Origin of the sequence: Arthrobacter sp. efr-133-R2A-120, from assembly GCF_030209835.1 — a bacterium.
GTDB lineage: Bacteria > Actinomycetota > Actinomycetes > Actinomycetales > Micrococcaceae > Arthrobacter.
Window position 1 is genome coordinate 99,023 of record NZ_JARVRF010000002.1, and the last position, 16,737, is coordinate 115,759.

The 16,737-nt window shown below is 60.9% G+C and carries 10 protein-coding genes; 5 read left to right on the top strand and 5 right to left on the bottom strand.

The window, feature by feature from the left end; genetic code table 11:
* Window positions 1-5: 5 nt before the first annotated feature.
* From yidC to QRN52_RS01360, 5 genes are all read left to right on the top strand, one after another.
* Complete coding sequence (gene yidC, locus QRN52_RS01340; RefSeq protein ID WP_284751007.1) at window positions 6-983, top strand: membrane protein insertase YidC; 978 nt, start codon at window positions 6-8, stop codon at window positions 981-983.
* A complete protein-coding gene (locus QRN52_RS01345; RefSeq protein ID WP_284751008.1) occupies window positions 983-1,561 on the top strand; it encodes a Jag family protein in 579 nt (192 codons plus the stop codon). Before yidC ends, QRN52_RS01345 begins: the two co-directional genes overlap by 1 nt.
* 6 nt (window positions 1,562-1,567) lie before the next feature.
* Complete coding sequence (gene rsmG / locus QRN52_RS01350) at window positions 1,568-2,218, top strand: 16S rRNA (guanine(527)-N(7))-methyltransferase RsmG (protein ID WP_059388861.1); 651 nt, start codon at window positions 1,568-1,570, stop codon at window positions 2,216-2,218.
* An 86-nt stretch (window positions 2,219-2,304) separates the two neighbouring features.
* On the top strand, window positions 2,305-3,360 hold the full coding sequence (locus QRN52_RS01355; RefSeq protein ID WP_284751009.1) for a ParA family protein: 1,056 nt from the start codon (window positions 2,305-2,307) through the stop codon (window positions 3,358-3,360).
* Window positions 3,361-3,427: 67 nt separating this feature from the next.
* Window positions 3,428-4,615 (top strand): ParB/RepB/Spo0J family partition protein, encoded by a 1,188-nt coding sequence (locus tag QRN52_RS01360; protein ID WP_284751010.1) that lies wholly within the window; start codon window positions 3,428-3,430, stop codon window positions 4,613-4,615.
* A 6,022-nt stretch (window positions 4,616-10,637) separates the two neighbouring features.
* Here QRN52_RS01360 and trxA read toward each other — a convergent pair.
* From trxA to QRN52_RS01385, 5 genes are all read right to left on the bottom strand, one after another.
* The gene (trxA, locus tag QRN52_RS01365) at window positions 10,638-10,964 is read right to left on the bottom strand and encodes a thioredoxin (RefSeq protein WP_078107075.1); all 327 of its coding nucleotides are present in this window, start codon (window positions 10,962-10,964) and stop codon (window positions 10,638-10,640) included.
* 36 nt (window positions 10,965-11,000) lie between these two features.
* Window positions 11,001-11,957, bottom strand: a complete 957-nt coding sequence (gene trxB, locus QRN52_RS01370; protein ID WP_284751011.1) for a thioredoxin-disulfide reductase — start codon at window positions 11,955-11,957, stop codon at window positions 11,001-11,003.
* A gap of 262 nt (window positions 11,958-12,219) precedes the next feature.
* Window positions 12,220-13,881, bottom strand: a complete 1,662-nt coding sequence (locus QRN52_RS01375; protein ID WP_284751012.1) for an ABC transporter substrate-binding protein — start codon at window positions 13,879-13,881, stop codon at window positions 12,220-12,222.
* A gap of 143 nt (window positions 13,882-14,024) precedes the next feature.
* On the bottom strand, window positions 14,025-16,088 hold the full coding sequence (murJ, locus tag QRN52_RS01380; protein ID WP_284751013.1) for a murein biosynthesis integral membrane protein MurJ: 2,064 nt from the start codon (window positions 16,086-16,088) through the stop codon (window positions 14,025-14,027).
* 60 nt (window positions 16,089-16,148) lie between these two features.
* Window positions 16,149-16,649, bottom strand: coding sequence for an NUDIX hydrolase (locus QRN52_RS01385; RefSeq protein ID WP_284751099.1), 501 nt, complete (start codon window positions 16,647-16,649; stop codon window positions 16,149-16,151).
* Window positions 16,650-16,737: the final 88 nt, after the last annotated feature.

Here is a 16,737-nt window from a genome sequence, read left to right on the forward strand (position 1 = left end):
AACGTATGGACATCTTTGGAACAATTCTGGCCCCGTTCAAGTGGCTAGTGTCCGCGATCATGCTGGGGTTCCACGACGGGCTGAGTTTCATCGGCCTGCCTCCGGAGAACGGTTGGACGTGGACGCTGTCCATCATCGGTTTGGTGCTGGTGATCCGTGCCGCCCTGATTCCTGTTTTCGTCAAGCAAATCAAGGCACAGCGAGGCATGCAGCTGCTTCAGCCTGATCTGAAGAAGATGCAAGCGAAGTACAAGGGCAAGACGGACCAGCTCTCCCGCCAGGCGATGGCGCAGGAACAGATGGCGCTGTACAAGAAGCACGGCACCAACCCGTTCTCCGCTTGTTTGCCCATGCTGATCCAGATGCCGTTCTTCTTCGCGCTGTTCCAGGTGCTTTCCGGTATCAGTGCTGCGAAGGAAAGCGGCCAGGGCATCGGCGCTTTGAGCCATGAGCAGGTAGTGCAGTTCGATGCGTCCAGTATCTTCGGCGCCCCCCTCTCGGCTTCGCTGCTTCACGGGACACCGGCCGGCGGCGGCGACGTGACTGTTGTGTGGGTCCTCTCCATCGTGATGATCCTCGCCATGACGGCGTCGCAGTTCATTACGCAGAAGCAGATCATGGCCAAGAACATGTCCGAAGAGGCCATGGCCAGCCCGTTCATGCGCCAGCAGAAGATGATGCTCTACATCCTGCCGCTCGTGTTCGGTGTTGGTGGCATCAACTTCCCGATCGGTGTGCTCATCTACTGGACCACCACCAACCTCTGGACCATGGGCCAGCAGTTCTTTGTCATCCGCCGCATGCCGACGCCGGGATCTCCCGCCGCGAAAGCCCTCGCTGAGCGTCGCGCCGCTAAGGGCCTGCCCTCCCACCCCCTTCTGGGCGGTAAGAAGGACGCAGACGTCGCCGCTGAAGTGGCCGCCGTCGAGGTCAAGGCACAGCAGCGCATCCAGCCACAACGTAAGAACAGGAAGAAGAAGTAATGTCTGTTGAAAGCACCGAAGAGGCAACGGCCGCTGCCGCCACCGAGGAACCGGCAGAGGCCACAGTAGAAACTTCCGAAGAGGGCGCTCCCGCCGGCAAGGGCACTTCCGTGAGCCGCCTCGAGGAAGAGGGCGACGTCGCCGCAGACTACCTCGAGGAACTGCTCGACATTGCCGACATCGACGGCGACATCGACATTGAGATCCGCAACGGCCGTACCTACATCTCCATCGCAGCCGAAGACGACTCCGAGGGGCTTGAGAGCCTGGTAGGCCGCGACGGTGAAGTGCTCGAAGCCCTTCAGGAACTCGCTCGCTTGTCCGTGCTGTCGGCGACCGAGAACCGCTCGCGCCTGGTGCTCGACATCAACGGTTACCGCAAGGAACGTGCCGGCGATCTTCAGCAGATTGCCGAAGACGCCGTCGCGAAGGTGAAGGAGACCGGCGCCCCGGTGGCCCTTGAACCTATGAGCGCTTACGAGCGCAAGATTGTGCACGACGCCGTGGCTGACCTCGGGTTCGTATCCGAGTCCGAGGGCGAAGGCGCCGGCCGCCACATCGTGGTTTCGGCCGACTAACGGATCATGGTTGAAATCACGGCAGCCGAACTCCAAGCGGCAGAGAAGATTTTCGGTGACCGGCTTGGGCTCGCCCAGCGGTACGTAGAACACTTGGCGACATCCGGAACCGAGCGCGGGCTGATTGGCCCGCGCGAGGTTCCCCGCCTGTGGAGCCGGCACGTTCTCAATTGCGCCGTCATCGAGTCGGCAATAGCCCACGGAAGCCACGTCGCAGACGTTGGTTCCGGTGCGGGCCTTCCCGGCTTGTGCTTGGCAATCGCGCGTCCCGATCTTGAACTCACGCTGATCGAACCCCTGGAGCGGCGCGTCATTTGGCTTCAGGAAGTAGTGGACGACCTTGGGCTGGGTAATGTGACCGTTATGCGCACGCGGGCCGAGCTCGCGGTGGGAATGGTCGACGCGGACGTTGTCACGGCACGGGCTGTCTCTGCTCTGTCCAAGCTCGCCGGATTGACCATTCCCTTGCTTAACGGCAAGGGTGAAGTGGTGGCGATCAAGGGCCGCAGTGCTGCCGAGGAGATTGAGCAAGCAGCAAAAGTCATTCGCAGGCTCGGCGGCGTGGAAACGTCTGTTGTGGTTTGTGGGCAGGAGCTCTTGGAGGAACCCACCACTGTGGTCAGGATCGTCGTTAACAAACAGCGGAAGATCGCTTAGCTTCGGCGCTGTGTCCCGCGTGTCCGCAACTGAGCGGTTAAGCTAGAGAACGGCAGCTAGAGCCGAATGAGAGTGAGAGTGTGACAGTGGGCAGTAGCGAAACCTCCACCCAGCGGATCCCGCCATTTATTTCCTTGGGGTCGGCTCGGGCCATGGCTGCACCTTCGGCGTCTTTTGAATCTGCGCTGATGCGTACGAATTCAGTTGCAAACGCCGCTGTTTCACGTGAAACCCTGATTGTCGGACACGACAACGTCATGGACTCCATCGATGACTCCAGCCCTATTGCACGCCAGCTCGCCAACGAGACCAGACGTCGCGAACGGCTGCTGGGACGCGAGCTTCCCAAGCCGGAGAAGACCCGCATTTTCACGGTGTCCAATCAAAAGGGTGGCGTTGGAAAGACCACCACCACGGTCAACATTGCGGCCGCCTTGGCTTCCGCCGGACTCAATGTCCTGGTGATCGACATCGATCCCCAGGGAAATGCATCCACTGCCCTCGGCATTGAGCACCACGCCGACGTCGACAGTATTTACGATGTGCTGATCAACGACCTTCCGCTGCGTGACGTTGTGGCCCCTTGCCCCGATATTCCCAATCTCATCTGCGCGCCGGCAACCATTCACTTGGCCGGCGCTGAGATTGAATTGGTTTCCCTCGTTGCACGCGAGCAGCGTCTGCGCCGCGCAATCGATGTGTATTCGAAGGAACGGGCGAAGAACGGTGAAGCCCGCCTTGACTTCATCTTCATCGACTGCCCGCCCAGCCTGGGCCTGCTGACCGTTAACGCCTTCTGCGCCGCCAGCGAGGTACTCATCCCGATCCAGTGTGAGTACTACGCATTGGAGGGGCTGAGCCAGCTCCTGAAGAACATCGAAATGATCCAGAAGCACCTTAACGCTGATCTGGTCGTTTCCACCATTCTCCTCACCATGTACGACGGCCGCACGAACCTGGCCGCGCAGGTGGCTTCCGAAGTCCGTCAACATTTCCCGAACCAGGTTCTCGGTGCGGTGGTTCCACGCTCCGTGCGAATCTCGGAGGCCCCGAGCTACCAGCAGACGGTGATGACCTACGATCCGTCATCCAGCGGCGCGTTGTCCTATATGGAAGCCGCCGCGGAAATCGCCGAGCGTTAGACTTTCTGAATCACTGCAATATCCTTGGCGGGCTCTATTCTTGCCAATCCACCGGAGGGACATACTAATGAGCGAAAAGCGACGAGGCCTGGGTAGGGGTCTTGGGGCTCTCATTCCCAGCTCCGCTTCGGCTGGTGCATCGGGCAATGGCGTTCCGACGTCCCGCCCTGTGGACCTCTTCTTCCCTGAGGCGCGCAAGGCCCCGGAGACGGTGGATACGCCTGAGGTGCCTGAAACCGAAGTAGCGAAGAGCTCTCCGTCGCGAGGCTCCTCTTCCAAGAGCACGACGGCGGCAAAGGGTGCTGCTTCGAAGTCGCCCGCCGCGAAGGTCACCACCGTTGAGGAGCCGGCCGTGTCTGAGCCGGCCGATGCCACTGCCGATGACGCCGTTTCTGAGTCGTATGCCGCGGAATCGTCCGAGGTTCAACTCGTTGAAGTACCCGGGGCGCGCTTTGCCGAAATTCCGGTTGGGGACATTCATCCCAACCGGAAGCAGCCGCGCAGCGTCTTCGATGAGGACGACATGGCGGAGCTGGTTCACTCCGTCAAGGAAATAGGCGTACTCCAGCCAATTGTTGTACGGACTTCAACTGAAAAGGGTGGAGAACCGTACGAACTGGTGATGGGTGAGCGTCGATGGAGGGCAGTACAGGCCGCCGGGCTCGAAACCATCCCGGCGATTGTTCGCGATACCAATGATGACGACCTCCTGCGCGATGCTTTGCTGGAGAACCTCCACCGCAGTCAGCTGAATCCTTTGGAAGAAGCTGCCGCATACCAGCAACTCCTGGAAGACTTCGGCACCACACACGAGCAGCTAGCTGATCGGATCGGACGGTCGCGGCCGCAGGTGTCCAACACCCTTCGCCTCCTCAAACTTCCTCCCTTGGTACAACGGCGCGTCGCGGCAAGCGTGCTCTCGGCCGGCCACGCACGTGCATTGCTCGCTCTCCCTGATGCGGCCTCGATGGAACGTCTCGCTCAGAAGATTGTCGCCGAAGGAATGTCCGTACGTGCAACTGAGGAAGCAGTGGCGTTGTACCAGGATCCTACGGTTCCGCCGAAGAACAGTATCCCGCGCCCTAATGCACGGCATGAGCGTCTCGACTACCTTGCTTCCTCTCTTTCGGATCGGCTCGACACCAATGTGAAGATCACCTTGGGTGCCCGTAAGGGTCGAGTCAGCATTGAGTTCGCAAGCGTTGAGGATCTAAACCGCATTATGGATGTTTTGTCACCGACGGACGAGGGCTAGTCGCTCGACTTCTACGGAATTGGGGTTTGCTTCTAGTGAGGCAGATCCCATTTTCTTTTAAGAGTCTCCTGGGCGTGCATGGATATTGCACTGTTCCTGGGAGGGGTTCATCCTCGACGGCACTTTGTACGTGCGCGTTCGGGGGTTGTGCCTGGCTGTGAACTGCTGTCTGAGATTGCTTGCCCGTACTTCCTGTGTGGCCGGGCTTGGGAACCATCTGCCCTCGACGCGCGCAATTATGTGCGTCTGGCTTCCATTTGGTTCTGATTTGACTCTGAAGTATCCGTTGCTGTGAGGCCGCCCGCAGCGCCGGGCCCTTATCGTTTGGGGTGAGTTCGGTTCGCTTGTATCCGCGAACGATCGTGGAGATTGGTAGGACCCGGGTATAGCGGCGCTACGTCGGTGTTTCACGTGAAACGATCGGCAGCAGTGAGAAGGCTGATGGGATCGAGGGCTTCTCATTGGCGCTCCGGTGAGGATGGTGGGTTCGCGCCGCTCTAAGACGCATGAGTGCTTCGTGCAATCGCGAGAGTCTTTCGGTTCCAGCATCTTGGGTGGTCCTATAAAGTGAGGCGACAGCCTGTTACGTTAGGTGGCGTGCCTGGCCTCCCCCAATCTTTCCGTGAGTTCATTTCCTTGAGTTTCACGTGAAACATCAGGGTTCGCCTGCCTTTTTTACGAGCATCCGGAACGCGGACATTCGAGCCTCAAAAGCCTCGCTCAATTGCTTGTCCGTCAGGTCTACATCCTCCATCGTGGGCCGGTCTGGATCCATGCTTGTCCAAGTGAATCAACGCCTTGTGCGCGCCGTGGCGGTTCACGATGTTTCACGTGGAACAGTCACCGCATAGAGCCTCGGAAGGTGGGACGTGAACCGGCCTGAGTGGTGGCTCTTCAGACGGCCTGCTCGGACGGACGACTCCTTCGGTTTCACGTGAAACACTGACCTGCAGCAGGCTCGATCGTCGACTACACTCGATGCCGTGGCTCTAGCCTCCATAATTGGTAGTTCACTCGCAGTACGAATGAATGCTCAGTGGCGCGCCTCTGCGAGAAGGCTCGGAGCTTTGTTGATCCACCGGTTTTCCCTTCTCCACTCACCCTTTGGAAGGTGTGGTCTCAGGGATCTGACAATAGACCGTCGACCCTCCGCCCAAGGTTGGGTCGCAACCGCCCGAGTCATCGAAGGAGCGTTCGTAGTAATAGTGATGGGTCCAACTAGGCCTTCCGGCGCCGCCTAGTCACAACGTAGGCTGCCATCGCCTCTTGGCAGACAGCTGCACTAAGGTCAAGGCTCGGCGCACTTCGCCGCACGAAGCAGGGCTGAAAGTAGTCCCGGCAGGCGTGCGTGGGCACCATGCGGCGGATGCGCGCGGGGTCTTGCGGTTGGCCGACTGGTCCGGTGTGGAGCCAGCACTATTCGCCGGAGCCCGCGCTGCTCGGTGCGAAGTATTGCTACCGTAGTGAATGCGTATGGGTCGGTGCAGAATTGGGCGGCGCTCTGAAGCTATCGAAGGAGGGATAGCCAGGAGCTGGCACTGGGGCTGGCCATGGGGAACTGCCACCGGCGGGCGCTGCGCATGGCCTCGGAGCCAGCGAAAGGGTTGCTGATGGCACGCTGTTGATTGTCTTCGCGTGGCTGGGTACTGCGCTGATTGTCGCTGTAGGGTGCGGATCTGAGCGACGCAGACCCCATTGCACATTTGGTGCCTGCAGCACTCAGTCGAGGTCAGCGATCGGGCGCTGGTCCCCTGCTCGCCGGAGAACGAGGTCGGTAGGGACGAAAGCATTTTTGCCGGTTTCAACCGGGGTGGCACTGTTGAGCCGGGCCCTGTCCCGTCCGGCGTCAGGGTTGTTGCATGTTCTCTGTGCGGACGCGTCCAGTACGGTTGGTGCCTCCCTTGGGCCGTGTGAGTCCCCAGGTCTGCCTCGCAGTTGGCTCCCACGTATCGAACGCGATATCGCAAACGGTCTCAGCGACAACGTGACCGTACCCTCCTGACCTGACGAGGCTCAGGATCTGTGTCGCAGTACCCGTGCTGGATCCGGCACCGGTTCTCGGGACGATGTTCACAGTCGGGCGCAGCCTGGTACTACCTGCCGTGATCGCATGGGATGAAGGCATCAATTGACGGCGGCTCCCCCAGCCTCGTCATGCTCTGGTCGTCCGTGGCGCACGGGCACACCCGTTCACTCTGTTAGTGGCCCACCCTCGGATACGACTTCCCGATGGTTCGTGCCTGCGGCGATGGGCGACCTGGGAGAGCCTGGATGGTGAGCGACTAGTAGGGTGCGTGACGTCCATGTCGATCCACACCGCGGTCCGTGGTGTATAGGGATTGAGCCTGGACTGTGGGCACTCTCTCCGGGCAAAGCCATGGACCGGCCGCACACCGTGCTCGGAGCCGTCGGGCGGTGGCGATCGGCTGCGGGGTCACATCGGCATGCCAAATTCTAGAGATCTAGTGACAGCCGGATGCGATCCTCGGTAGGCCCCTGCCGGACCATTGAGACAGGCACATGCGGTACTTCCAGAACCCTGGCAATCCGCTATCGATGATTCAAGACACGGAAGGTCGCGGAGAATTGAGGCACGCTGGGTGAGCCCCTGGGGTAGGAGAAAGCGCGTCTCTGCTTCGCCGGCGCCATGGCCCTGGCTCGTTGACGCGTACAAACCGCTGTTGAAAAGTCCGGGAGCAGCGGTGGATATCGTTGTGGATAACTTTGTTGATAAGTGGTCCGGGTTGAGGGTGTGGCGGTCTGCACCGAACTAGTTTTTGTCCAGGCGGCGTTGATACTCGTGTGCTCCTTGAGCTCTTCGATGGCCTTGTTTCACGTGAAACAGAGCCACGGTCTGCAAGCTGGTCATTTACACCCCAATTTGGCCTGATTCTGGCCGATTTCTGACCCTTCATGCGCAATCCAGGCCAGACGAAGCTTTGATCTGTTCTGGACCCCTGGTCGTCGCCCCTACTCGCGCCGGACTCGCTCCATTCCACGTCGGGAGAGCCGCGCGGACGACCATTCTTCACCGGTGGATATCGTTGTGGATAACTTTGTGCATAACTTCCGAGCGGTCGGTGGATATCTCTCCCGGCGAGGATTCCGTTGCTGCGGTAGCTTGGCCCTGTGTTGTGCCTAGTGCTTGTACTGCTGGTCGGCAATTGCGGATTTCTGGTGCCTCCCGCGCTCGGTGCAACGAGCAGGTGCACCATGGTCCCGTCATGTTTCACGTGAAACTGCGACTGCTCCGGCTACTCCACGTGGCAGCAACATTCTCTAACTGAGGGGGAACTGCGGGGCGAAATTGTCCTATGGGCACAGGCGCACCAATGCGCTGAGGTGAGAAGGAGCGTTACGGATTATGTAGATCTAGTGCTGAGACCCGCAACGGCCGCACACTCGCCTACTTTGGGGCTTGTCCAGTCTTGGCGCTGTTACGGCGCCGAGAAGGTCGACCGTCCTCATTGCTACCGGGTAACGGCTTGGGCCAATCAATCGTCAATGACGCCGCGCATGCCCTGTTCCAAGCCGGACCTCAGCCAGTATGTTGAGCGGTCAAGACTTGCGGGTGAACCGCAGGCTCCTTGCTTGGGCGAACTCTCGCCCTTCGGAATACCACCCGAGGTCCACCTCTTCGACTGCGTGGACCATCCACACACCCGGACACACACGTGTCTTCGGTGCGTTAGTGTCTTACCGGTACCCCGGAGTACAGTTCATGCTCTCCATCTCAGGCCGACCCACCCTGCCAACCTCGCAACTGATGAGCGTTCTTAACTGGGAGCTTGCGTGTGGAGATGCCAGAGCAAGGGGGCCCTCCATAGACCGATCCCGCAAGACCCTATGCGGGACGCCGATGCTTCCGTTGCGTTTGAATGATCCTCCTGCCTTGTCCGCGATTGTTGCCAGGCTGCTTTCGTTACTCGTGGTCAGCGGCTGGACGTACGCGCAAGGTCCGTCGAGGCACGCGGCAAATAGCTCGAACGGAAGACTGCCGACGCCGGTTCGCCCGCTACTTAGGGTCAAAGGTCCTGACCAGAATCCCCGAGGTGCAGCGCCCCCGAGGTGCAGCCCCCGGACTGCTCTTTTGGCTCCTCTTGAATTTCCCTCCACCCCAATTTCGGCCGTGGGAACTGAAGCCGAAGGCTGCAACGTTGGCTTCTAGGATGTGCGCCTTGGGATGGTTCGCGTGGACCGCTTTCCATTAGCGAACGCGCCGCTACTATCCGGGCATGGCTTTCGAAAGGCCGACCGCCACGATGAGTCGTGAGTTGGGAGTTCAAGCGCGAGTCAGTCGCTGATTGGCCGGCTCGATGGAACCTGCCCGACCGAATTTGAGGGTTAAGCTGACCCGTTCGTACGACTGCTGCAGTGCCGCGTGTGATTAAAGTGGCGGTGTCCTGAGTCTTGTGGCGCTGTTTCCGGGCCCTATCCCTTCCGATGGCTTGAAGGCAGCTGCTTTGCCTCCTCCACTGGTGTTTTTGCAAGTGTCCTACTCCGAGCCACTCTGTTGCACTCTTTGAGTCTGCTTGTGAGATACATCCCGGAATCGAGGGCGTGTGGGAGCCGCGAATCCCATCGTCACCCCCATAGCTGTTGAGAATGATGTCCACGGCGTGCCGGCTCGCGAGGATCGAGGTGTGTCAGCGGACAGATCCCGGGTCCGTCATCGAACCGCAGGGCTATGGTGGCTTGTCCTCGGTCATCGTGAGAAAGGGCTCGACCGCCGACTCTGGGCGACCACGGCCCCTGTGCCTATCCGAGTGCCGAGCTGTGTCCGAAAGCTCCTGATGTCCTGGCATCGACGATGGACTGGGCTGATGAGTGTGGAAGTGGATCTACGTGTGTTGAAACAATCTAAATAGATTGTGTGAGCAACTAGGTAGATTGCGCTAACCGCGTTCAGAATCCCAGGCTTGAGAATCCGGCTGGAGGAGCAGCTGCCCGGCGACGTGGTGCGGCCGGGCACTCGAGTCTTGTGTGATGCTCACAGTACGTCGCGCCGATCTGTCGGGGCCCGCTGCTTCTTGAAGGACTCTGGCAGCGAGTCCTATCGAGTCCGCGCCGAAGAGCGTTTGGCGCAGCCCCCCTTCCGGCATGGCGTTTCACGTGAAACATCCAGCACAGTGGAGTTCCCGCAGAACACACCTATTTGTCAGCGAAGAGGTGATCGGGGCGGTCCTCCTCCTCCGGCCAGGCGATACGCTCACGCAGCCAGCAGGATCGGGAGTTCGCAAGGCATATGAATCAGCAAGCCAGGCTGATGTTATACGGCATCAGCACAGGCAAGAATTCAGCCACGGCCAGTGTCTGCAACAATGCCGCAAACTCGGCAGTGACCCGCGACCCCGCGACCCTTGCGCTGATCCTGTTTCACGTGAAACATATGCAAGTTCCAGATGGCAAGGAGCATGTCCTCAGTCCAAACACCACAAAGGCAAATCGAAGCCTCCCGAGCGGTCAGCCTCGTTTCACGTGAAACGGCGTATCGACTCAGTGCTCGCGAGGATCGCCCTGGTACTGAATTCGACAACGGAAGTCTCCCGGCATCTACCGAAGGACCAACTCTGTTTCACGTGAAACGGCCGAATCGAACACTTCGGCTCTGACATCACACAAGGAGGCGCTACAAGCGAGTGGACTCCCCGACATCAACCACGAGCAAAAGGCTCAATAGGGCGAACGCGCCATAAGGCGCTGTCTCAGGTCTCGAAGGTTGGACGATTTCCGCGGCCCGGCGGCCTGACTCCAGCCGAGCAAGAGATGTCCTGCCCGCCTGACACCCTCACAGAGAATCCGGTCCTTTTGTAATCCAAAAAGGTTCACAAACCGCAACGCCAAGCTCTGAGCAGCAAGTGCCCATTCGCGCACCCAGCTATACCGCAAACAATCACCCGTAGCTGCGGGACTGCGGGCCCAGGAAGGAGAACCCGAAGACGCGAAAAAGCCGGTGGTTCTCGCTCAATAGCGAGAACCACCGGCTGAATCAGAAGCGGCCGCTAAACGGGCGCCTGAAGTCCTAGGACAGGACGGACTCAAATTCCTTTTCGAAGAACTGCTTCGGCTTGGCACCGATAACCGTGCTCTTAACTTCTCCCCCACTGAAGAGGTAGACCGCCGGAATAGACGTGATGCCGTACTCAGCGGCGATTGCGGGGTTGTCATCGACATTCAGCTTGACGACGTCAACCTTGTCTCCGTATTCAACCGAGATCTCGTCGAGGATCGGACCCAACTTGCGGCACGGGCCGCACCACTCTGCCCAGAAGTCCACGATGACCGGCTTTTCAGCGGCCAGGACGTCGGTGCTGAAACTGGCGTCGGTAACGTTTTTAGCGTTGCTCATAATTCTTTCCCTTCGAATGGATGGCTGCTGTGCCGATTAGGCGTGCAGGTCTGCAAGATAGTGCTCGACGTCCAAAGCCGCGACACAACCGGAACCGGCTGCCGTGATGGCCTGACGGTAGGTGGGGTCGACGACGTCGCCGGCGGCGAAGACGCCCTTGATGCTGGTCTTCGAGCTGCGGCCTTCGACGGCAATCGTGCCTTCGGCGGCGAGCTCCAGTTTCCCCTTGACGAGTTCCGTGCGGGGATCGTTGCCGATGGCCACGAAAACGCCAGTGACGGCGAGTTCGGACTCGGTGCCGTCGACGAGGTTCTTCAGCTTCAAGCCGGTCACCTTGTCTCCACCGATAACGTCCTCGACGGCGGTGTTCCACACAAAGTTGATCTTCTCGTGGGCCTGGGCGCGGTCACCCATGATCTTGGAAGCCTTGAGGGTGTCGCGACGGTGTACCACGGTGACTGACTTGGCGAACTTGGTGAGGAAGAGTGCTTCTTCCATCGCAGAGTCGCCGCCGCCGATGACTGCGATGTCCTGGTCCTTGAAGAAGAAACCGTCGCAGGTTGCACACCAGCTCACGCCATGGCCCGAAAGACGCTTTTCATTCGCGAGGCCGAGTTCGCGGTATGCGGAACCGGTCGACAGAATGATGGCACGTGCCTTGAAGGTCTCCCCCGTGCCGATGGTCACGGACTTGATGTCGCCGTCGAGGTCCAGGTCGGTGACATCCTCAAACTGAATTTCAGTCCCAAAACGTGCCGCCTGCTTTTCGAAGCTCTCCATGAGATCAGGTCCCATGACGCCCTCGGGGAAACCGGGGTAGTTCTCGACGTCTGTTGTGTTCATCAGTTCGCCACCGGCAGTCACGGAACCGGCGATGAGCAGCGGGTTCATGTTGGCGCGTGCCGTGTAGACGGCCGCCGTGTAACCGGCAGGCCCGGAGCCTACGATGATGACATCACGTACGTTGGACGCGGTGTTTTCTGCGTTGCTCACTGTTGGGTGAACCTCTTCCTTAGTCGATGCACCGGATCCTTGCGGCCGGCCACATGGCACAACCCTGTGACGGCACGGAATATTCCGATGTTCCCGGGGACCCTAATATCCGCCACCATTCAGGGTACCTTCTGGCAGCGCACGGCATGGAAGGACGAAGGCTCCGTTACCGGAGTTGACGCTCCCCCGGGTTGCAAGCACCCGAAACAGACGCAAGCCCCCGAAACGCTCCCGTGCCGCCGAAGAGGCCGCACGCCGTCGACTACTGGACCTTGATCTCCGCAAGGCGCAGGCCGAACCCGTAGCGCGTCTTGGGTGCGGTCAGTTTGGGCAGGGACTTGATGGAGACAATCACGTACTGGGCCGTTACAGGGGAACTCAGCGGCATGGTCAGCTCCGGTGAGGTGAAGCTGTTGGTGCCCACCATCTTGGCGCCGTCCATCGCGGGACGATCATTCGTGTAAACGCTGATGTTTCCACCGGAAGCGCCCAACTGGCTCAAGGTGACGGACGTCACTTGCGAGGGTGCCTTGAGCTTGACAAGAAGTGAGACTCCATCAGGAGCGAGTCCACCCCAGTCCGCAGTGGCGAACTCCATGTCCGACCAGTAACTCGCCGCATTGCCGTCGTAGGCCTTGACCAAGTCCTTGTCATAGGTCGCGGCGAACTCGAAATCACCCATCCGAGTGACTCCGTCAATGACCGGTGGCGCTGCCACCGGAGCTGCCGACGCACTGCTACTCGGCTGTCCAGTCACTGGCTGGGACGCTGTGGAGGACTGCTTGGCTGCGGGAGTCCCGCCGGGGATCAGGTTGCCGAGGTTGGTGACAGCCAGAATCAAACCCAGGATCAAGACGGCGGCAAGGACCCCGCCCACAAGCCAACGGAAGGAACGGGGCTCGCGAACGGGCTCCTCGTCATAGTATTCGTCCTCGTCGAGGGGCTCTGCTTGCTCACGAGCTATCGCCGGGAAGCTCGATGCTCCTCGGCTGTATCCACTGGTAGCAGCGGCCGTATCGCGGGAAGCGCCCGCACCGCGGGAGCCGGCGTCGTCATTAATGAAACCGTAGTCGTCTTCGGACCAGAGAGAGACTTTGGATTCCTGGGCGGGATTGGCGGAGGTAGGCGCCGGAGGAGTGGACGCTGGTACAGCCTGCGTGTCAGGCGCCGCTTGGATTTGCTGGGGGGCGGTCCGGCTTGACTCAGCCCGGCTCGACTCGGCAGCCGAATCGGATCCGCTCCTCCCGGAAGGTGCGGCTTCGCCGTCGTCGCTGTTTGCCTTGCCGGTGCCCTTTACGGCGGCCGCGGCCGCAGCTGCAGCCGCCCCTGCTCCGGCTGCCGCCGCGGCGATCCGGGAACCAATGCCTCCGGGGGCCGACGCCGGCCGGCCAGCAGGCATGGGAGGAACCACCGGGCGGCGCGGGTCCGCAGGTGCCGCGGCAGGTGGTAGTGATTCGCCGGCAGGATGTGGCTCGACTTCGTCGTAACTGATGTACTCGGCGTCGTGCTCTTCGTCGTCGTACAGTCCGTCGTAGGTCTCGGGTTCGTGGGACCGGGCCTGGCCGAAGATCTCGCTGCCAAGCGTGTCGGTGAAGAACGGTTCGACGTAGGGCGGGTTGGTGGCCACCACGAGGTCCAACAGGTCAGGTGCGCTGCTGTGGTTGGTGATGAGGTACGTGGTGCTGTCGCTGACGCCCAGATCGAGGATCTGGACATGCCCGGGCCGTTCGCCGGTGGCTACCTCGCGGGCGCTCTTGGCAACCTGCTCGGCGTTTTCGGGGCCAGCCACGAGGATGCTGACAGGTCTGTTGAGAACCTGGTCCACGCCGTCGAGCACCAGATCCTGGTCGTGCGAAGTCAACACGGTGGCTGTGACTTTGTAGCGGCCGCCAAGCACTGATCCGACATCGATCGGGTGGGACACGGGTTCCTCCTATGACTGTCCGGAAGCTGCGGGTCCTGAATACGGGATCCGGCCAGCCGGGTGACCCGTGGTCTGCAACTACCTGTATTAGTTTCTGATCCTAGCTGATTGGGCCGTTCTGGCTCTCGGTTTGCGAGGATGCGTCACCGTTTGCGGCGGTGTCCACCGCGGAAATAGGGGTTGTTTCCCAGCGTTCCTTGATAGGTGCGGCGGCCGGGCAGCGGGATGCCTGGGCGGCCTGTGCCCCCTTGTGCGGTACTGGGCAGGTCTTCATCCGGCAGATATGACTTCTCGACGTCGGACCAAGCGTCCACCTTATCCTTCCCTTCAGCAGTAGCTCCATCGCGGACGTCATCCCACCCGTCCTTGGAAGGGATGGTTTGCAAGGCGGGACCGGCACGGAACGATGCTGCGTCGAACTCGCCCGAGATGCGCGGAATGAGCCCGGTGTCGTCGGACACGGTGGCGCGGACCGCCGTCGGGGTCTGCTTTCCGCCCGCGGACGGTGTTTTCGCGACCGGAACGCCCCGGCCGAGCCGGCCGAGTACCGGTCGAAGCAAATCGCGCAGCTCGCTCACGTGGAAGACCCGTAGCAGGAACAGGTACGCAAGCAGCATGACGGGCCCGACGACGACTACCGTCACCAAAGCGGCGGGCCTGCTGCTCCATGCGAAGCCGTCAGCGTGATAGCTGCCCAGGAGCCACAAGGCCAAGGCGCCGGCGATTGCCGAGCCCAAGGCGGCGTAACCCATGCGGATGTACGAGTTTGCGATCCGAGGGCCGTCCACATGGCCGAGGAGGCGTCGCAGGAACCAGACGCTGATGACCACGGACAGGATATTGCCGAGGGTGTACAGGACTGCGATGGCGAAGATGATCTGGCCCACCGGCAGGAACTGGATGATGAACGCGCCCACAACGTTGAGCAGGGCCAGCATGAGCTGGATGTAGAAAGGGGTTCGGGCGTCTTCGTTGGCGTAGAAGACGCGGGACATCATGAAGTTGGCGCTCATGAACGGCGTGCTCAGCGCGAGGATCGTCAGCGTCTGGGCGAGCATGACGCCGTCCTGGGGCTTCCCGCCGGAGAAGAACATGCCCAGCGGTCCGGCGAGGGCAAAGAGGGCCAGCGCCCCGAAAACAGTGGCGACGGCCATGGTCCGCAGTCCGTGCGAAAGGGCTTCACGCAGTTCGGCTTTGTTGCCCGCCTGGGACGCGTGGGCCATCCGGTTGAACAGCACCGTGGCGAGCGACAGCGCAATGATCGAGTGCGGCAGCAGATACAGCTGGCTGGCGACTTCCAGGACCGCGTTACCGGGGAGGGTGGCAGCCGCCGGGTCTTGCGCGTGCTCCAGGCGGAGCCGCTCGGAGCCAGGAATCGTGGCGATCCTCATGACATAGAGGAAAGCGAGCTGCCCGACGGCGGCGGTCAGGAGGGTCCAGACGCTCAACTTCGCTGCCTGGCCGAGTCCCACGCCCCTCCAGCCGAAGCGGGGCCGGAGCCCGAGCCGCAGGCGGATTACCGGGACGAGGAGTATCGCCGTCTGCGCTAATACGCCGACGGTGGAGAATCCTGCGATCAGGAAGGTCTGGAAGGGCCCCCAATTGTCCAAGGTGTGGGGGTTGGTGTTGTTGGCGCCGAGGATCCAGATGAACATGCCCAGTCCGGCGATGGCCACCACATTGTTCAGGATCGGCGCCCACATGGCCGGGCCGAAGGCGCCGTTGGCATTGAGGACCTGGGTCAGGAGCGCATACAAACCGTAGAAGAAAATCTGCGGCAGGCAATAGAACGCGAAGGTTACGGCCAGCGATTTCTGTTGGGGTGAATAGCCCTGCGTAGTGAGGTCGATGACCATGGGCGCGGCCAGCGTGACCAGCGCCGTCAGCGTCAACAGAACCAGTACGGCCAAGGTCAGGAGCCGGCTGATGTAGTCCGCGCCGCGGTCCGGGCCCTTGCTCGCTTTGATGATTTGCGGGACAAGCACGGCGTTGAAGACACCGCCCGCCACCAGGAGGAAGATCAGGTTGGGCAGGTTGTTGGCGTTGATGAAGGTGTCGTTGACCGTCGACCCCAGGCCCAGTGCGGCGCCAAGCATCCAGGTTTTGGCGAAGCCGAGGAACCGTGAAACGAGCGTCCCTGCGGCCATGACGGCGCTGGAACGGGTTTCTCCGGACTGGGTTGACTGGGTTGTTTTGGCGGCAGACATTGTCATTATCGTCCCATGAGCCGGGCTGCCTGGTGCGTCAAGCCTGTATAAAAGGCCGCGTTAGAGGTGTTCGGGCAGGACTTCCCGGGCAAGATCGGCGATGCGCCGCTCATTGGGAAAGGACAACTTACGGGCCAAATCCTGGAGTGGAACCCAAGCGGCATCGATGGCCTCTTGGTCGGGATCGTTCTCGATGGTCAGCTCCCCGCCCGTCGCCCGCAGGAGGAAATGGTGCACGGTTTTGTGCACCCGGTGCCCGCTCACGGTGAACCAGTAATCGATGCTGCCGAGAGGAGCGAGGACGTTGCCTTCGATCCCGGTCTCTTCAGCAATCTCGCGGACGGCTGCCTCTTCGTTGTTTTCCTTGCCCTCCGGATGCCCCTTCGGCAGGCACCACTCGAGCCGGCCACCCCTATTAAGGCGGGCGATGATCGCGACCCTCAGTTCGCCGTCGGACGTGTCCACTACGACGCCGCCGGCAGAGACTTCCTCTACCGTCGGAAGGGCAGCCTGAGCCGGGTGCGGGGCGGGCGCGACGTGGGCACCAATTGCCGACGGCAATGGTGCGTTCGTCCTCCTGCCAGGAGCACTCGGGATCGGGTTGGCCATGAAGTCCACTCTAACGACTCTTGCCCGTTGGTGATGACCG